Origin of the sequence: Curtobacterium sp. MMLR14_002, from assembly GCF_001864975.1 — a bacterium.
GTDB classification, from domain to species: domain Bacteria; phylum Actinomycetota; class Actinomycetes; order Actinomycetales; family Microbacteriaceae; genus Curtobacterium; species Curtobacterium flaccumfaciens.
On record NZ_MJGT01000064.1, the window covers coordinates 1 to 15,812 of the forward strand.

Annotated in this window: 20 protein-coding genes; 7 read left to right on the forward strand and 13 right to left on the reverse strand. The window is 68.9% G+C overall.

Going from position 1 to position 15,812, the window contains the following annotated elements:
- Positions 1-51: 51 nt before the first annotated feature.
- Both BIU91_RS12575 and BIU91_RS12580 read right to left on the reverse strand, forming a co-directional pair.
- Positions 52-1,923: an amidase family protein gene (locus BIU91_RS12575; RefSeq protein ID WP_071405726.1), complete on the reverse strand. Its 1,872-nt coding sequence runs from the start codon at positions 1,921-1,923 to the stop codon at positions 52-54.
- Positions 1,920-2,729: a hypothetical protein gene (locus BIU91_RS12580; protein WP_071405727.1), complete on the reverse strand. Its 810-nt coding sequence runs from the start codon at positions 2,727-2,729 to the stop codon at positions 1,920-1,922. The genes BIU91_RS12575 and BIU91_RS12580 overlap by 4 nt, the downstream gene beginning before the upstream one ends.
- Positions 2,730-2,868: 139 nt before the next feature.
- Between BIU91_RS12580 and BIU91_RS12585 the strand changes: the two genes are divergently transcribed.
- On the forward strand, positions 2,869-3,480 hold the full coding sequence (locus tag BIU91_RS12585) for an HD domain-containing protein (protein WP_071405728.1): 612 nt from the start codon (positions 2,869-2,871) through the stop codon (positions 3,478-3,480).
- 272 nt (positions 3,481-3,752) lie between these two features.
- The gene (locus BIU91_RS12590) at positions 3,753-4,040 is read left to right on the forward strand and encodes a hypothetical protein (protein WP_017887091.1); all 288 of its coding nucleotides are present in this window, start codon (positions 3,753-3,755) and stop codon (positions 4,038-4,040) included.
- A 162-nt stretch (positions 4,041-4,202) separates the two neighbouring features.
- On the opposite strand, the gene BIU91_RS12595 is transcribed toward BIU91_RS12590, so the two are convergent.
- Together BIU91_RS12595 and BIU91_RS12600 are read right to left on the reverse strand one after the other, a co-directional pair.
- Positions 4,203-4,667, reverse strand: coding sequence for a phage tail protein (locus BIU91_RS12595; RefSeq protein ID WP_071405729.1), 465 nt, complete (start codon positions 4,665-4,667; stop codon positions 4,203-4,205).
- Positions 4,668-4,880: 213 nt separating this feature from the next.
- On the reverse strand, positions 4,881-5,114 hold the full coding sequence (locus tag BIU91_RS12600; RefSeq protein WP_071405730.1) for a hypothetical protein: 234 nt from the start codon (positions 5,112-5,114) through the stop codon (positions 4,881-4,883).
- Positions 5,115-5,497: 383 nt separating this feature from the next.
- Here BIU91_RS12600 and BIU91_RS12605 point away from each other — a divergent pair, with 383 nt between their 5' ends.
- On the forward strand, positions 5,498-6,013 hold the full coding sequence (locus BIU91_RS12605; protein WP_071405731.1) for a hypothetical protein: 516 nt from the start codon (positions 5,498-5,500) through the stop codon (positions 6,011-6,013).
- A 157-nt stretch (positions 6,014-6,170) separates the two neighbouring features.
- On the opposite strand, the gene BIU91_RS12610 is transcribed toward BIU91_RS12605, so the two are convergent.
- Both BIU91_RS12610 and BIU91_RS12615 read right to left on the reverse strand, forming a co-directional pair.
- A complete protein-coding gene (locus BIU91_RS12610) occupies positions 6,171-6,629 on the reverse strand; it encodes a hypothetical protein (protein ID WP_071405732.1) in 459 nt (152 codons plus the stop codon).
- Between the two features lie 25 nt (positions 6,630-6,654).
- Positions 6,655-6,972: a hypothetical protein gene (locus tag BIU91_RS12615; RefSeq protein WP_139196587.1), complete on the reverse strand. Its 318-nt coding sequence runs from the start codon at positions 6,970-6,972 to the stop codon at positions 6,655-6,657.
- Positions 6,973-7,185: 213 nt separating this feature from the next.
- Here BIU91_RS12615 and BIU91_RS18940 point away from each other — a divergent pair, with 213 nt between their 5' ends.
- Together BIU91_RS18940 and BIU91_RS12620 are read left to right on the forward strand one after the other, a co-directional pair.
- Positions 7,186-7,323 carry a hypothetical protein gene (locus BIU91_RS18940; protein ID WP_171907831.1) on the forward strand — a complete coding sequence of 46 codons (138 nt, stop codon included), beginning with the start codon at positions 7,186-7,188 and terminating at the stop codon, positions 7,321-7,323.
- Positions 7,320-7,601 carry an HNH endonuclease gene (locus BIU91_RS12620; RefSeq protein ID WP_071405734.1) on the forward strand — a complete coding sequence of 94 codons (282 nt, stop codon included), beginning with the start codon at positions 7,320-7,322 and terminating at the stop codon, positions 7,599-7,601. Before BIU91_RS18940 ends, BIU91_RS12620 begins: the two co-directional genes overlap by 4 nt.
- 45 nt (positions 7,602-7,646) lie before the next feature.
- On the opposite strand, the gene BIU91_RS18560 is transcribed toward BIU91_RS12620, so the two are convergent.
- From BIU91_RS18560 to BIU91_RS12630, 3 genes are all read right to left on the reverse strand, one after another.
- Positions 7,647-7,829, reverse strand: a complete 183-nt coding sequence (locus tag BIU91_RS18560) for a hypothetical protein (protein WP_139196588.1) — start codon at positions 7,827-7,829, stop codon at positions 7,647-7,649.
- 634 nt (positions 7,830-8,463) lie between these two features.
- Positions 8,464-9,537: a redox-regulated ATPase YchF gene (ychF, locus tag BIU91_RS12625; RefSeq protein WP_027464533.1), complete on the reverse strand. Its 1,074-nt coding sequence runs from the start codon at positions 9,535-9,537 to the stop codon at positions 8,464-8,466.
- A gap of 59 nt (positions 9,538-9,596) precedes the next feature.
- A complete protein-coding gene (locus tag BIU91_RS12630; protein ID WP_071405735.1) occupies positions 9,597-10,166 on the reverse strand; it encodes a hypothetical protein in 570 nt (189 codons plus the stop codon).
- 74 nt (positions 10,167-10,240) lie between these two features.
- On the opposite strand from BIU91_RS12630, the gene BIU91_RS12635 reads away from it, so the two are divergent.
- Entirely contained in the window at positions 10,241-10,876 is a 636-nt protein-coding gene (locus BIU91_RS12635) for an exonuclease domain-containing protein (RefSeq protein WP_051596555.1), read from the forward strand.
- 173 nt (positions 10,877-11,049) lie between these two features.
- On the forward strand, positions 11,050-11,808 hold the full coding sequence (locus BIU91_RS12640; protein WP_071405736.1) for a GntR family transcriptional regulator: 759 nt from the start codon (positions 11,050-11,052) through the stop codon (positions 11,806-11,808).
- A gap of 141 nt (positions 11,809-11,949) precedes the next feature.
- Here the strand turns inward: BIU91_RS12640 and BIU91_RS12645 are convergent, their stop codons facing one another.
- The 4 genes from BIU91_RS12645 to BIU91_RS12660 form a co-directional block, all read right to left on the reverse strand.
- Entirely contained in the window at positions 11,950-12,357 is a 408-nt protein-coding gene (locus tag BIU91_RS12645; RefSeq protein WP_071405737.1) for a tautomerase family protein, read from the reverse strand.
- 61 nt (positions 12,358-12,418) lie between these two features.
- Complete coding sequence (locus BIU91_RS12650) at positions 12,419-13,612, reverse strand: Gfo/Idh/MocA family oxidoreductase (protein WP_071405738.1); 1,194 nt, start codon at positions 13,610-13,612, stop codon at positions 12,419-12,421.
- A 218-nt stretch (positions 13,613-13,830) separates the two neighbouring features.
- The gene (locus BIU91_RS12655) at positions 13,831-14,943 is read right to left on the reverse strand and encodes a transaldolase family protein (protein ID WP_071405739.1); all 1,113 of its coding nucleotides are present in this window, start codon (positions 14,941-14,943) and stop codon (positions 13,831-13,833) included.
- On the reverse strand, positions 14,940-15,809 hold the full coding sequence (locus BIU91_RS12660; protein ID WP_071405740.1) for a sugar phosphate isomerase/epimerase family protein: 870 nt from the start codon (positions 15,807-15,809) through the stop codon (positions 14,940-14,942). Before BIU91_RS12660 ends, BIU91_RS12655 begins: the two co-directional genes overlap by 4 nt.
- Between the last annotated feature and the right edge of the window lie 3 nt (positions 15,810-15,812).

A 15,812-nucleotide genomic window follows, 5' to 3' on the forward strand; every position in this document is an offset into this window, starting at 1 on the left:
GCACCGGGCCTCCCGTCAGTTCCTGTGGTCGCGTCACGCGACCCGCTCAGCTCAGCCGAGCGCCGGGTACAGCGCGGGCGTGGTGCGCGCGTGCGTCTCCTGCTCGAAGGCGTAGCCGAGGCCGATGACCGTGCTCTCGTCGAACGAACGGCCGAGGAACTCCAGGTTCACGCCGGCACCGGTGATGGTGTTGTCGGCAGCGGTCGCCTGGCCCATCGGGACGGTGATCGCCGGCATGCCGGTGTTCGGGCTGAGGCGCATGTTCGTCGACTGCGTGCCGTACGGCGTGCCCGACGGGTAGACGAGCGCGTCGAGGTCCTGGTCGTCGAGCATCTGCGTCACGAGCTGCTTGCCGGTGGCGAGCTGCGTCGTGTGCGACCCCGTCGGTCCGGCCCACGCCTGGTACTGCGTGTCGGTGATCAGGTCGCGCGACTGGTAGGTGCTCTTGCGGCTCGGCACGTACTCACCCGAGGCCAGGATGCCCTGCAGGGAACGCGCGGTGACGTCGGGGTCGAGGTGCTTCGCGACGTACTCGTCCAGGTCGTGCTTGAACTCGTTCGTGCTGCCGCTGCCCTCGGACAGGACCCGGTTGAAGGCCGTCGTCGCGGTGATCGGGACGACGGTGGCACCGGCGGCCTCGAGCTTCGCGACGGAGGCGTCGAACAGGCGCTTCGTCGTGGCGTTCGTGCCGACCATGCTCGTCACGTAGCCGATGCGGGCTCCCCGCAGGGAGTCGGCGTCGAGCGACGACGTGTACGACGTCGGCACCTTGCCGGCCTGCGCACTCGTCGCCGGGTCCGCCGCGTCCACGCCGGTGACGGCGTCGAGCGCGACCGCCGCGTCGGTGACCGAGCGCGTGATCGGGCCGCCGGTGTCCTGCGACAGGGCGAGCGGGATGATCCCGTCACGGCTGGTCAGGCCGACCGTGGGCCGGATGCCGACGAGCTGGTTGTACGTCGACGGCACGCGGATCGACCCGCCGGTGTCGGTGCCGAAGCCGATGCCCGCGAGGTTCGCGGAGATCGCCGCACCGGTGCCGCCGCTCGAGCCACCGGCCGTCTGCGCCGTGTTGTACGGGCTGGCGACCAGGAGCGACGAGCCGGCGGGCTGGTTCGACGAGAACTCGGAGACGAAGCCGAAGGCGAACTCGTCGAGGCTGGCCTTCGCCAGGATCACGGCGCCGGCGTCGCGGAGGCCGGTGACCATGGCGGCGTCGGTGTCGGTCTGGTTGTCGTCCCAGCAGCCGCAGCCACCGGTGGTCGGCATGTCCTTCGTGTCGTAGTTGTCCTTCACCGCGATCGGCACGCCGAGCAGCATGCTCGTCATCCCGTGCTCAGCGCGCTCGGCGTCCGCGGTCTTCGCGGCGGCCAGAGCGTCGGCGTTGGTCGTGACGATAGAGTTGAGCGGGCGCCCGGTCGACGCGGTGTCGACCGTCGTGCGGTCGTACGCGGCGATGCGGTCGAGGTAGTCCTCCGTGATCGCGACCGACGTCGTGACGCCAGCGTTCATCGCGGCCTGCATGTCGATGGTCGACGCCTCGACGAGCTGGAACGGGCCGTCGTCGTAGATCATCCGCTGGGACAACCCGGCCAGGTCGGCGACGGTGATGGTGCCGTCGGCGTCGGTGTCCGCGGCGCTGACCGTCGTCCAGTCGGTGCTCGCGGTCGTCGCACCGAGGTGGTCGGTGAGCACGGCGAGGTCGGCCTTCGTCACCTGGTCGTCGCCGGTCAGGTCGAGGTCCGTGTAGTAGGGCGCGAGCATGGCGGCCGGGCTGGCGTCGACGGCTGCGGGTGCTGCGGCGGCCGTGATCGCGGGGGTCGCGGCGAGGACGGTGCCGACGAGGGCGATGAGCGATCCGCCGGCGACGGTGGTGCGCTTCTTGCTGGAGGCCCGCTTCGTGGCGGCCTGCTTCGTGGCGGTCATGCGGAGGCTCCGGTGCGGTCGCGGCGGGCACGACGGGCCCGCAGGGTGATCAGGGTGCCGCCGGCTGCGAGCAGGGCGATGGACGCGGCGATCCAGGGCGCGACGTCGGCGCCGGTCCAGGCGAGGTCGCCGCCGGTCGGACGGTCGCCCCCGCCGACTCCCGCCACGGCGGTGGCGCCGCTGGTCGGGTCGGTGCCCGGGGCGGTCGGGTCACCGGGGGCAGTGGGTGCATCCGTTCCGCCACCGGCACCGGGCTGTGTGGTCGCTCCCGGGGTCGGCGTGGCCGTCGGGGCGGTGGTCGCGGCCGCGGCGACCACGACGGTGGTGCTCGCCGGGTCGTCGAGGGTCGTCGACGTGCCGTCGGAGCCGACGAGGGTGATGCTCGTGACGTCGAGGTCGACGCTGCCGACCGCGGTCGGGGTCAGCGAGATCGAGGTGGTCAGGTCGCCGTCGAGTGCCGGCGAGGTGCCGAAGCGGGTGTGCACGATCGTCAGGGCGTCGCCGTCCTGCTCGACGGTGTCGAAGCCGCCGTCCGGGCCGGTGACGCTGTCGTCCCGGTACTCCACCGAGTCGGCCTCGAGCGTGATCTCGTACGCGTAGACGTCGGCGGTGTCCGGGATCGTCAGGTCGACGTCGAACGCCGTGCCGACGGTGACGGTGGCCGGGGCGTCGATGGTGGCGGTGGTCGCGGTGGGCGCTGCCTGGGCCGGAGCGGCCGTGAGGACGGCGAGGCCGAACGCCCCGGCGGCGACGAGCGTCGAGGAGACGATCGTCGCGCGTGGGCGCAGCCGTGGTCGGTGCTGCATGGGCGCAGTTCCTTCGGGTGGGGTGGAGGGGTGCTGAGCGGGTACTCAGTGAACCGAAAGCTAACGGGGCGCTGTTTCCGGTTCTGGCCCGGCACGTTTCCGCCCCGTTACGGCTCGTCCCTGCCGCTACTGTCGTGCCATGTCGGTCGACGTCGAAGCCCTGCTCACCCCGCCCTCCCCCGTCGCTGCGCGCGCACTGGACGTCGTGCGGGCATGGTCCGAACCGGCCCTCGTCAACCACTGCCTGCGCTCGTGGGCCTGGGCGGTCCTGCTCGCCCCGACGGTCGACCTCGAACCGGACCCCGAGCTGCTCTTCGTCGCGACGATGCTCCACGATCTCGGCGTGACCCCGTCGTTCGACGCCCACCGGGTGCCCTTCGAGGACGCCGGCGGCGCCGTCGGTTCCGTCTTCGCGCTCGGCGCCGGGTGGGACGCCGTGCGAGCGCGTCGGGTCGGGGAGATCATCGAGCGGCACATGTGGCGGTCCGTCGACCCGGAGCTCGACGCCGAGGGGCACCTGCTCGAGGTCGCGACCTCGCTCGACGTCTCCGGCGTGGGCTTCGACAGGTGGTCGTCGGACGACCTGCGGGTCGTCACGGCCGCGGTGCCCCGTCTGGACTTCTCGGCGTCGTTCGACGGGCTGATCCACGAGCAGGCTTCGCGCAAGCCCTCGTCGGCCGCAGCCCGCCTCGACGGATCGGGCAACGTGGCCGCCGGCGGAGACCGCTGGACGGCGTTCCTGGCGTCCTGACACTCGGTCCGGTCGCTCGCTGGACTTCTCGGCAGGGTGGGCGTATAGTGTCTGGTTGGTGCACTGCAGCGAACCCATCTGACTCGCGCACACCAACCTCTCGACACCGACTCACCCGAGTCGCATTCCACTCGAGACACCGCTCGATCCGAACGGACGAGCTGCACGTTGAAACTCGACGTGCGCGCCCCGCACTCGATGCGTCGCGCTGGACTGAGACGTCCGCCGACACCGAGTCGCCCTGGCGCCGAATGACCAGGAAGTACAGCACCATGACCAGCAACGAACGAATCACCGTGTTCGGGACCGCACTCGCGGCCCCGACGATCACCCCCGACCGCATCGCCGAGTTCCCGGTGCGCGACGACCGCTCGCAGCGCGAGTACCTCGTCCGCATCGCAGCCGACGACCTGGGGACCTTCGTCACCCGGGGCACCCGGCTCGACGCCGTCGGTGAGGCCGGCTGGACCGTCCCGGGCCGCTCCTGGGCGGGCGAGGCCAGCCGCACCCTGCTGCAGGCACAGTCCGTGCAGGCGGGCGAGATGGCCCTCGCGGCCTAGGTCCCACCAGAACCACCACGAAGCGCCGCCGAGCACCTGCTCGGCGGCGCTTCGTCGTGCGTGGGCCGCGGTGCCGCGCTTCGGTGCGAGGTTCCGTGCATGGTGCGGGGCCGCGAGCGTCGCACCATGTACGGAACCTCGCACCGTTCGCGCCGTCCGACGTCAGTACTCGCCCTTCACGACGAAGAACGAGCCGCGGATCGTGCCGGCGAGCTTCGACTTCTGCCGTGCGAACTTGAACTTGTCGGCGAGCTCCTCGGGGACCTCCATGCCGTCGGAGAGCTTGAAGCCGACCGCTCGCTTGCCGCCCGGCCCGAGTGTGTACAGCACGTTGATCGCGAGACCGGATTCGTAGAACACGTACGTCCAGCGCATGCCGTCGACGAGCGCTTCCGTCGCTTCGAGCGGTGGCGACGCGATGACCAGCCCGCGCTCCTCCTCGAGCACCCGCCGCACGTAGGCGACGAGATCCGGCACATCAGCCGCGGCGTGCGTGGTGAACACGTGGTCGTACTTGTTCGCGAAGTACCGTGCCTCGTTGGCCCGGAGCCCGGCGAGTGCTTCGGCGACCGGCGAGGACTCGAGGCCCACCGTGGACACGTTCACGAAGTCGACGACGTACGACATGGGGGCCTCCTCGGGCGCTCGGACGGTCTGAATCTAGCCCTTCGATTCCCGCCCGAAGCCGCCGCGGTCCACCTACAGCCGATGATCGTGACGGAAGTGACGACGCGAATCGACCGTGCCACGGAACTGATCCGCGCTACTCGCGAGGACATCGGGTTCTCGCAGTCCGACCTCGCCGACCCCGCCCAGAGGTGATGCTTCGCAGCGGGCGTGTTACGCCGGGGTGTCGCCCGAAGACGGGTCGGCCGGGCGCGGCCCACGCTTGCCGTCTGTCATGTACCGCCACTCCCCGGTCGCCTCGTACCGGCGGACGGTCTTGTAGTGCGCGTTCATGCCCTGCGTAACGGCTGCGCGGATCAAGACGAACGAAATCGTCAAGCTGACGGCAATGATCAGTATGGTGAACATGAGGCTGCCGAGACCGCTCGTGCCGGAGTTTTCGTACATGGTGGTTCCCCCTTGGAGTCCATCAGACGCTACTAATTTCGCGGGCGAGGGCGCGGCCCCCAGAACTAGGGAAAGCCTTGCCCCTCGCATCGAGGGGCAAGGCTTTGATGTGTCGGAGCGAGAGCCCTCCTCGACCTCCCGAAGGAACCTAAGGGGGTCCGTGGTCTGGCCCCGGGTTGATGAGCGGTGGGCTACCGGCGGTGACGACCGCACCCGCGACATGCCGTGAGAATTGACTTGACAAGGATCGCCGGGCTTCTTGATCGACTTGCGTCGACACCGCATGCCCGCCCGAGATGGCGGGCTTCTGCTTCGCGGAAATCCCGTCAACGATCACTCCTTGCCGGTGGAAGAACGATGCCAATCGGGACTAACGTCGGGTCATGAAGCGATTCGTCGACGCGGTCCGCAGTGCGATCAGTGACAAGAACTACTACGCGGCGCTAGCGCTCGCCCTGACGCTCCCCGACATCGCTTCCAAGCTCGAGAACCCCGCAGTGCAAGGAAGCACCCGGTACAAGGACTGGTGCCGTAAGTACCTGGAGCCGAAGTACTACGATCCGGACTTCGGGCCTACCCGGGATGAATGGTGGTGGCTCAGCGCCGCAGACACCTACGCCTTGCGGTGCGCGCTGTTACATGAAGGCGGCGACGACATTTCTCAGCAGCGGGCGCGGGAGACCTTGGACAGGATCATCTTCGTTCTCCCGACTGAGGACGTGGGACGACACCGTGTCAGGACTGGCACTCGGGTGATGCTGAAAGTCGACGTCTTCTGCGAGGACGTCTGCGTTGGCGTCGAGCAGTGGCTCGCTGACATCGCTGGAGATCCGGCGATCGAGGCGCGGATGAACGAACTGATCCTGATTCGAGATTCGCGCGAAATCATTTCCTTCTGAGCTGTGTCAACAAGAAGCCCCGATCCTCACCGGTCGGGGCTTCTTCCATGAGCGCCCTGGAATGGGGCTGTCGGAGCCACTTCGGGTTGGCTCCGACCAGATGGCGGTTGCACCCACCCGCAGCACATCGCGCCTGCGACAACAACCGCGGTTCTCTTCACCACCGCATCGACCGACGCGACCGAGTGATCCGCTGACGGCGAGCTTTCCCCATGGGTGTCGACCAATAGACAGTCGCGATGAGGATCTCCCGGCGCCACCACGGCGAGCGGTCGCGCAGCTGGTGGCCCACAACCATCATGGAGAGTTCGTCGGGAAGCGCTGCCGTAGGCATCTGGGTGACGCTTGCACCAGCTGCGATCTTCGACCACTTGAAGTCGCCAAAGCCGACGCTGGTGGGGTCATACTCGAAGACCAGGACAACGTCGTGGGCATTGCCCGAGCCGACGTTCTCGAGGGTGAGCTCGCGAGCGGCGTCCCAGTCGGCGTCCTCATCGCGTTCCGCTATCGAGTGCACGAAGCGAGCCTCGTACTGCAGCCGCCGCTTAGTGACCTCGTTCCAGACGGAGTACACCAGCGATAGGGCGCTCAGCGCCAGAGCGATCCAAGCAACCATGGAAAGACCGTAGCGGAGCGATGGCTCAGGAGGTTGACTCGTGCGAATCCCCCGAATCCTCCGAACTCGGCGCGTCCAGCAGCCCGTACTCCACGGCGAGCGCTCCAGTGTTGTCTTTCAGCCGTTCAAAGAACTCGGTGTCGCCGAACTCCTGCTCGCCGTGAACAAGGTGGATGACGTACGTGCTCACCGGAGTGATCAGGTGCGCGGTCGTGAAGGACGTACCGGACGCATCGGTACCGCTGACACGAAGCTGACGCACATCGCCTGATTCGACGATGCGCTCGATGACTGCCCAAGCATCAAGGCTTGGCTTCCCCCCGCATCGACATTTCGACGCCATTGACTGTGATGCTGCTCTGCATGAGCCGATGCGTAGTCACCCCCACCACTTCCTCGTGCCCGCCGACACGTACCAGCACCGCACCTAGCCGCCGGTCCCGCACCCCGCTCTGGGACCGGCCGCACAGCGAACCAACGATCGCGGCGCGAGCACGGGGAACCCCATCAGGCCGAGACCATCGAGGGACCGCACCGATGACACTCACCGAAGTCCGTGCACACCTCAAGGCGCACGGCTACAAAGCCCCCCCAGCTCGACCGCTTCGACGTGAAGCGGGCAGCCGGGCAGATCATCGGCATCGACGTCATGTTCACCGACGGCGCCGTCGCCTACCTGCCCGTCGAACCGTGACAAGCACGGTCCGCAACGGCCACGGCCACCGCGCCTACCGTCGTGCGCAGGCTGCGCTGAAGCGCCGCACGGCTGCCGAGAACCTGCCCTGCTGGTGGTGCGGCAACGCGATCGACACGACGCTGCCCGACACGGACCGCATTTCGTTCACCGCCGACCACCCCGACGCGCTCGCGAACGGCGGCCGCCTCGCTGGCCAGCAACTGCAGCCGATGCACCGGCACTGCAACGCCAGCAAGGGCGACACCGCCGACGTTGAGATCCGGCCCGCCTCCTGAACGCGATGAAGGCCAGACACCGTGAGGTGCCCGGCCTTCGTATCGCTACTTCGTGGACGACTCACTGCCACCGGGCTGCGAGCCACCTGCGACGTATCGGTAGGCACGAGCGAGGGACTCGAGCTGCGGGAACTGCAGGCTGCTGTTCCCAGCCGCCTTCTCGATCCGTTCGAACAGCACCTTCTGAGTGCTGCGCTTGGCTTCGGCTACTTCATGTTCTGTGGGCATGTGGATGCTCCTCTGCTGGTAGGTGAAGGGAACTCAGTTGCTACCGAGCAGCACAGACAACGACGGGCCCAGCGCACACCGCACCCGCACCAACCGACGCCCCGGCCCACCACTGCACCCCGCCACCATGGCCGAGATCAACCAGGTACTGGACGGCGCCACGCACGACCGAGACTGAGGGAGCCGAGCATGGACTACCTCGACGAATCACCTGAGCGCGTCACCTGGTCCGACGAGGGACACGCGTACACGCCACGCGACGAGCCCGGACCGTACGGGACACGGGACACGGGACACGCTGCGCCCTGGTCACCAGTGGTCGCACTACGACGGCAGCGACGACTCGTCATGGCAAGACCGATGGACCGAAGACGTACCCGACCCCGACGACTAACACCCCTGATGGTCGCTACCAACACCGAGCAGCACTCAGGGGGTGCCCCTCACGATCTCACCGCTGCCAATTCGGTCCGCGTCGGTCACGCTGAACACATACAGCCACCTGTGGCCGAACGCGGAGGACCGCCCCCGGTCCGCAATTGCGGGTCTCATGCGAGCCGTTGCCGGAGATTCTGCGGACTCCTTGCGGACTGCGAACGCTGAATCTCGCTAGATCCGCGTCGTCCCAGGCCTGCTAGTTGTTGAAGCGGAACTCCACTACGTCGCCGTCTTGCATGACGTAGTCCTTGCCCTCGATGCGGGCCTTGCCGGCAGCGCGGGCCTCGGCGATCGAGCCGGCTTCCATCAGGTCGTCGAACGAGATGACCTCGGCCTTGATGAAGCCCTTCTCGAAATCGGTGTGGATGACGCCGGCAGCCTGGGGAGCCTTCCACCCCTTGCCGATCGTCCACGCACGGGCTTCCTTCGGGCCGGCCGTCAGGTAGGTCTGCAACCCGAGGGTGTCGAAGCCGATGCGGGCGAGCTGGTCGAGGCCCGACTCGGTCTGACCGGTCGACTCGAGCAGCTCGGCGGCGTCGGCCGGGTCGAGGTCGATGAGCTCCGACTCGACCTGGGCGTCGAGGAACACGGCCTGCGCGGGGGCGACGAGCGCGGCCAGTTCGGCCTTGCGGGACTCGTCGGTCAGGATCGCCTCGTCGACGTTGAAGACGAAGATGAAAGGCTTGGCGCTGAGCAGGCCGAGCTCGGCGATCGGCGACAGGTCGATCTTCGTGGCGGACAGCAGCGTGCCCTGCTCGAGCGCGGCACGGGCCTCGCGAGCGGTCTCGAGCACGATCGGCTCGGTCTGCTTGAGCTTCACGGTCTTCTCGTACCGCGGGAGCGCCTTGTCGATGGTCTCCATGTCGGCGAGGATCAGCTCGGTGTTGATGACCTCGAGGTCGTCCTTCGGGGAGACCTTGTTCGCCACGTGCACGACGTCGTCGTCGGTGAAGCCGCGGACGACCTGCGCGATGGCGTCGGCTTCGCGGATGTTGGCGAGGAACTTGTTGCCCAGGCCTTCGCCCTCGCTCGCGCCCTTGACGATGCCCGCGATGTCGACGAACGACACCGGCGCCGGCACGGTCTTCTCCGAGTGGAAGAGCTCGGCGAGCTGGTCGAGCCGCGAGTCGGGCAGGTTCACCACCCCGACGTTCGGCTCGATCGTCGCGAACGGGTAGTTCGCGGCGAGGACCTGGTTCTTGGTCAGGGCGTTGAACAGGGTCGACTTGCCGACGTTCGGGAGACCGACGATTCCGATGGTGAGAGCCACGGAAGAAGAGCCTACCGGCGGCGGCCTGTCGGAGCCGACCCGGGCCTCCAGTCCGTCCGTCAGATCAGCGGACGCGACCCGCCCATCGGGGGCCGCAGTGCCGTGATGCGGCGTTCGACGACGTCGAAGACGTCGGCCTGCAGCCGCTGCGATCGCCGCCAGTCCCCCGGAACCTGCAGCGAGTGGTCGGCATGGTCGACGGTCTGGAGGCGCGCAGCAGTCCCCGAGACCCGCTCCGGCCGCCACATGGTGTCGTCTCCACCCCCGATCGCCTCGTGCGCGTCGGTGGCGGCGGCGAGCGCCGTGGCCACATCGTCGTGCGTGAGCACCGGGGTGAGCCAGACGCCGGGCACTGCGTGGCGGATCGCCCACGGCAGGGCGAAGCAGCCGAACGACTTCGCGACGACGAGGTCGGGCAGCCGGTCTCCCATTGCCGCGGCAACAGCGGTCTCGACGAACCCGACCGGATCGGCACCGGCAGCGTCGTCGACGTGCCAGCGTGGCGCGACGACCGCACACCCGGCCGCGGCGGCGATCTCGCTCGTCCACCAGAGCAGCGGCGCCTGCTGCCCGTAGCCGGCACCGGCGAGCACCAGGACGAGCGGACGGCGGTCGGCCTCGTTCCCCATGCGCCGAGAGTAGCCACACGCAACGCCGACGGGAACGGAGGGCGATGTCGGCACCCCGTGCGACGATCGGGACCGTGCCGTTGAACTTCACCGCGATCGACTTCGAGACCGCCAACAGCTCGCCCGCCAGCGCCTGCTCCGTCGGGCTCGTGAAGGTCCGAGCCGGCCGGGTCGTCGATCGGGCGTCGTGGTTCATCCGCCCGCCGTTCGGGCACGACGCGTTCCTGGAGTGGAACACGCGGATCCACGGCATCGTCGCCGAGGACGTCACGCACGCCAAGACGTGGGAGCAGCAGTACCCCGACCTGGTGGCCTTCGCCGAGGGTGACGTCCTGGTGGCGCACAACGCCCGCTTCGACATGGGCGTCATCGCCGGTGGGTGCTCCGCGACGGGCATCGACCTGGCCGAGCACCACTCGCTGTGCTCCCTGGCGGTCGCCCGCAAGACCTACACGCTCGACTCGTACCGGCTGCCGGTCGCCGCGATGGCCGCCGGGTTCGAGGGCTTCCAGCACCACGACGCCGCCGCCGACGCCGAGGCCTGCGCCGCGATCGTCGTGCACGCCGCCGGGCACCACGGGGTCGAGACGGTCGAGGCGCTCGGCGCGGTGACCCGGGTGACGATCGCACCGGTCCGCGCGCGTGCCGAGAAGCCGAAGGCCGCGAACCAGCCGCGGCTGTCGAACCGGCCGATGGTGTTCGCCGACTGAGGGTCTGCGCTGACTGAGGGTCTGCGCTGACTGAGGGTGTTCGCCGACTGACGGTGTTTGCCGACTGACGCAACGCCTGCTGCGCGCGGCCGGGGCGTCACATCCCCGGTGGTATTGTCACGACAATGCCGTCGGCACCGACGCCGGCATCTCCGCACGTGTGAAGGACCGCGATGACCAACGAAGGCCAGCTGCCGTCCGACCTGTTCATGGACCTGGACCGGTCGGGTCCCATGCCCCTCTACTTCCAGGTCGCCTCGCGCATCGAGGAGTCGATCCGCTCCGGCGCGATGCCGCCAGGGGCCCGGCTCGAGAACGAGATCGCCCTCGGTGAGCGTCTCGGTCTGTCGCGGCCGACGATCCGTCGCGCGATCCAGGACCTCGTCGACAAGGGTCTGCTGGTGCGCCGCCGCGGCATCGGGACCCAGGTCGTGCACGGTCCGGTGACCCGCAAGGTGGAGCTGACGAGCCTGTACGACGACCTGGCGCAGGGTGCGCAGGCTCCGGCGACGAAGCTCCTGCAGCGCAACGACGTCCCCGCGTCCGACGAGGTCGCCGCGGCGCTCAGCATCGAGCCCGGCACGACCGTCGCGCACATCCGGCGGGTGCGCTTCGCCGAGGACGTCCCGATGGCGATCCTCGAGAACTACCTGCCGCCGGAGTTCCTCGACCTGACCGACGAGGACCTGCAGGCGTACGGGCTGTACCAGCTGCTGCGCGGCCGCGGCGTGACGATGCGGGTGGCGAAGCAGCGGATCGGGGCCCGTGCGGTCACCGACGAGGAGGCCGGCCTGCTCGAGATCGAGGACGGCGACCCGGTGCTCACGATGAGCCGCACCGCGTACGACGCCTCGGGCCGTGCGGTCGAGTACGGCGTGCACTGCTACCGCCCCGACCGGTACTCGTTCGAGGTCACGCTCGTCGACAAGTAGGCCGCTCGGTGAGTGGTCACGACACGCTGTCGGTGATGCGCCGAGGTCACGAACTGTCGCCCGGACGCCCGGCAACCGACAGTTCGTGACCACTCGGCTGAACTGAGCGGGGTGTCGTGACCACCCCGCGACCGCACGGCCTCAACCGAGCGCGGGCACCCCGAGCTCACCGGTGACGTACTGGGCCCGTCCGAAGCCGAACGACCAGTCCTGCGGCCCGTTCTCGACGTAGCCGATGAAGACGTCCTCGGACGCGACACCGATCGCTGCGAGGGCGTCGTGGATCGCCCGGTACAGCGCAGCCTTCGCCTCGTCGGTCCGCCCGCGCTGCGTGAACACCTGGATGACGATGACGCCCTCGGTGCGCTCGAACCCCAGGCCGGCGTCCTCGGCGATGATCTGCTGCGCCGGGTGCTCGGTGATCACCTGGAACCGGTCACGCACCGGGATCCCGTACACGTCGACGATGGCCTGGTGGATGGCGTCGGCGATGCCACGGACGGCCTCCGGCGTGCGGCCGGTGGCGAGGTCGATACGGACGAGCGGCATGGTGCCTCCTGGTTGCTCGGACTTTGTCCTTACATACTAACAAGCAAGCACCGCGACGTGTCTAGAACCTCGGCGTCGGCGCCCCGTACGTCAGCGGCCCGTCGACACGAGCGACGTCGTGCCACGCGCCGTCGACCAGCGAGGCCTCCGCCGCCTCGACGATCGACGCCGCGGCCAGCCCGTCGGCGACCGAGGGTGCGAGCTGCTCCCCGCGCTGCACGCTCGCGATGAACTGCGCCGCCTCGATCGTCTTCAGGTCGTCGTAGCCCATCGCGGTCCCGGCGCCGGGCTGGAAGCGACCGAAGTCACCGTCCCCGGGAGCGACGTAGTGCGTCGCGTACCCGTCGATCTCTTGCCCGTCCAGGTACACCTCGAGCTCGTTGAGGCGTTGGAAGTCCCACCGGACCGAACCGCGGGTGCCGTAGATCTCGAGCGTGTACTCGGCGTGCGGCCCACGCATGACCCGACTCGAGTCCATCGTGCCGACCGCACCGTCCTCGAACCGGAACAGCAGGGCGGCGTAGTCCTCGTTCTCGACGGCACCGAGCTCGCCGGTGGCCGCCGCACTGCGGTCGACGATGCCGGCACCCGGGCGGGGACGCGACTCGATGAACGTCTCGGCGAGCGCACTGACCGAGGCGATCCGGCCGACCACGTACTGCGCCAGGTCGAGTCCGTGCGACAGCAGGTCGCCGAGCACACCCGATCCGGCACGCTCACGCTCGAAGCGCCAGGTCAGCGGTGCAGCAGGGTCGGACGAGTAGTCGGCGAGCAACGATCCGCGCACGTTCGTGATGCGCCCGAGCCGCCCGCTGCGGACGAGTTCACGGGCGCGCTCGATCGCCGGAGCGTGCCGGTAGTTGAAGCCGACGCTCGTGATGACGCCGGCCCGCTGCACCGCCTGGTGGATGGAGCGCGAGTCGCTGGCGTACCGGCCCATCGGCTTCTCGATCCAGAACGGCTTGCCCGCCTCGGCCGCGGCGACGGCCATCTCCCGGTGCAGGAAGTTCGGCGAACAGATCGACACGACGTCGACCGCCGGGTCGGCGAGGACCTCGTGGTAGTCGGCGACGGCCCGCTCGTACCCGAGCCGCGTCACCGCCTGGTCACGTGCCGCCTCGATCGGGTCGGCCGCGACGACGAGCCGCGGCTGGACGCCGAGCTCCGGGAAGTGGTCCGGCAACGCTCGGTAGGCACGCGAGTGCAACCGCCCCATCCAGCCGACCGAGATCAGCCCGACGCCGATGCTGTCCATGGAGAACTCCTTCGTTCAGGTGACGCGCATTGGAGCGCGACAACGAGCGTAGCCGATGCGGCTGACTTTGTCAGCACATGGCGCAACCGCCTGGAGGCCCGGTGCCGGTCTCGGGGACCGGCACCGGGCCTCCAGGCTGGTGCGTCAGCGCGCGGGGCGCGACCCGTGGTTGCGACCGCGGATCGCGCCGCGCATCAGACCGCGACTCGGATCGCGTCTCAGATCGCGGGGACGATGATGTCGCGGACCAGGGCGTCGAGCTTCGCGTCGGCGTCCAGGAACTGCCGGAGCGTCGTCACGGTCGCACCGAAGCGGTCGAACTCGTCGATCGTCATGCCGTCCACGTCGTAACCGCGGGCGAACTCCGGCGTCGCGGCCCGGAGCGCCTCGATGACGTGCACGGGGACCTCGTCGTCGATGGCGTGCGGACGGAACGGGAACGCGTTGTCGTTGATGTCCTTCGTCCACTGGAACGGCGGCGACACCACCAGGTCCCCGCCCTGGAACTCCGACCACTGCAGTGCGTTGCGGAACGCGGCGACCAGCACGCGCGAGCGGAAGCCACGCTCCTGGAAGACGCGGTAGGCGTTCTTCACCGCTGCGACACCGGCCCATTCGAGGATGCCCGGGTCCACCATCACGTGGTCGCGCTTGACGACGGTCTTCAGCCAGTCGTCGAAGCGGCCGGCCATCAGGGTGACGACGTGGCCGAACTCCTGCTCCGGCAGGCCCTCGGCAGCACGGCGGTCGAGGGCGCGCTCGATGGCCTCGCCCACGGCGACGACCTGCGGCACGGTGAAGGACACCGTGGCGTTGATCGAGACCCCGCGGTAGGCGGCTTCCTCGATCGCGGCGATGCCGACCTTGGTGGCGGGGATCTTCACGATGATGTTCGGCGCGAGCTGCGAGAACCGGACGGCCTGCTCGACGAGCGCCTCGGCATCGCGGTGGAACCGGGGGTCGGTCTGCATGGACAGTCGACCGTTCCGGCCGCCGGACGCCTCGAACGCGGGCAGCAGCTGCGCTGCGGCGGCGATGGAGAGCTCCTCGACGGCCTTCCAGCCGATCCAGGACTCCCCCGCCGTCGGGTGCTCCTCGGCGATCTCGCGGATGCGCGGGACCCAGGTCTCCGGGTCCTGCTGGATGCAGGTGTACGCGATCACCGGGTTGCAGGTCGCACCGACGGCACCGTACTCGTGGATGGCGGTCGACAGTTCGCGCGGGTCGGCGGAGTCGTTCCACAGGGCGGTCGGGGTCTGCTCCGCGGCCTGCAGGGTGACGGGACGGGAGTCGGCGTCGGTGGACGCCTGCGTCTCGAGGGTGGTGGTCATCGGTGGAGTCCCTTCGTGATCGTGTCGAGCTGGAACCGTGACACCGCGTCGGCGTTCTCGTCCTCGGCGAAGACGCTCGAGACCGCGACGGTGTCCTCGCGCGCCGAGAAACCGACCCGGTCGAGTGCCGCCCAGAAGGCGTCGAAGTCGACGTCCGCCTGGCCGACCGGCAGGTGCTGGTGCACACGGGCCGGGTTGCCGGGCGGGTTCGTGATGTAGCGCAGGCCGTGCGAGCGACGGTGGTCGTACGCGTCGGCGACGTGGACCAGCTGCAGCGAGTCACCGGCGGCGTCGATGATCTCGTCCATGTTGCCGCCGTAGTGGAACGTGTGGCAGGCGACGTAGACGAAGCCGACGTGCTTCGAGTTCAGGCCGCGGATCACCCGGAGCGCCTCGAGCCCGTCCTCGACGAAGTCGTCGGGGTGCGGGTCGATGAGCACACGGATGCCGGCGTCCTCGATGATCGGCAGCAGTTCCTCCATCGACCGGTAGAACTGGTCCTCGGACTCCTCGGCACGCTCGGGGCGGCCGGAGAACTCCGTGTTGATGGTGTCCACGCCGAGGCGCTTCGTGATCTCGATGACCCGCTTCCACTTCCGCACCGCAGCCTGTCGGGCGTCCTCGTCCGGACCCGACCAGCGCAGCACCGGCAGCACGCTCGCCACCTGGACCCCGGCGTCACGGCAGGCCGCGGCGAACGCGTCGACCAGGTCGTCGTCGGCCTTGGGGTGCCGGTAGAAGGGGATGAAGTCCTTGTGCGGGGTGAGCTGCAGGTACTCGTAGCCGAGCTCCGCGACCTTGCGCGGGAACTCGAGCAGCGACAGGTCGTGGTGGAACGGGGTCGGGTCGAGCGCGATCTTCGGCATCGA

Excerpts from the sequence above, each read along its gene's own strand:
- BIU91_RS12660 (WP_071405740.1), bottom strand. The coding sequence starts at position 15,809 with ATGCCGAAGATCGCGCTCGACCCGACCCCGTTCCACCACGACCTGTCG.
- BIU91_RS12640 (WP_071405736.1), top strand. The coding sequence starts at position 11,050 with ATGACCAACGAAGGCCAGCTGCCGTCCGACCTGTTCATGGACCTGGAC.
- BIU91_RS12595 (WP_071405729.1), bottom strand. The coding sequence starts at position 4,667 with ATGTCGTACGTCGTCGACTTCGTGAACGTGTCCACGGTGGGCCTCGAG.
- BIU91_RS12575 (WP_071405726.1), bottom strand. The coding sequence starts at position 1,923 with ATGACCGCCACGAAGCAGGCCGCCACGAAGCGGGCCTCCAGCAAGAAG.
- BIU91_RS12590 (WP_017887091.1), top strand. The coding sequence starts at position 3,753 with ATGACCAGCAACGAACGAATCACCGTGTTCGGGACCGCACTCGCGGCC.
- BIU91_RS12610 (WP_071405732.1), bottom strand. The coding sequence starts at position 6,629 with ATGGTTGCTTGGATCGCTCTGGCGCTGAGCGCCCTATCGCTGGTGTAC.
- BIU91_RS12645 (WP_071405737.1), bottom strand. The coding sequence starts at position 12,357 with ATGCCGCTCGTCCGTATCGACCTCGCCACCGGCCGCACGCCGGAGGCC.
- BIU91_RS12605 (WP_071405731.1), top strand. The coding sequence starts at position 5,498 with ATGAAGCGATTCGTCGACGCGGTCCGCAGTGCGATCAGTGACAAGAAC.
- BIU91_RS12580 (WP_071405727.1), bottom strand. The coding sequence starts at position 2,729 with ATGCAGCACCGACCACGGCTGCGCCCACGCGCGACGATCGTCTCCTCG.
- BIU91_RS12630 (WP_071405735.1), bottom strand. The coding sequence starts at position 10,166 with ATGGGGAACGAGGCCGACCGCCGTCCGCTCGTCCTGGTGCTCGCCGGT.
- BIU91_RS12655 (WP_071405739.1), bottom strand. The coding sequence starts at position 14,943 with ATGACCACCACCCTCGAGACGCAGGCGTCCACCGACGCCGACTCCCGT.
- BIU91_RS12615 (WP_139196587.1), bottom strand. The coding sequence starts at position 6,972 with ATGGCGTCGAAATGTCGATGCGGGGGGAAGCCAAGCCTTGATGCTTGG.
- BIU91_RS12650 (WP_071405738.1), bottom strand. The coding sequence starts at position 13,612 with ATGGACAGCATCGGCGTCGGGCTGATCTCGGTCGGCTGGATGGGGCGG.
- BIU91_RS12600 (WP_071405730.1), bottom strand. The coding sequence starts at position 5,114 with ATGTACGAAAACTCCGGCACGAGCGGTCTCGGCAGCCTCATGTTCACC.
- BIU91_RS12585 (WP_071405728.1), top strand. The coding sequence starts at position 2,869 with ATGTCGGTCGACGTCGAAGCCCTGCTCACCCCGCCCTCCCCCGTCGCT.
- BIU91_RS18560 (WP_139196588.1), bottom strand. The coding sequence starts at position 7,829 with ATGCCCACAGAACATGAAGTAGCCGAAGCCAAGCGCAGCACTCAGAAG.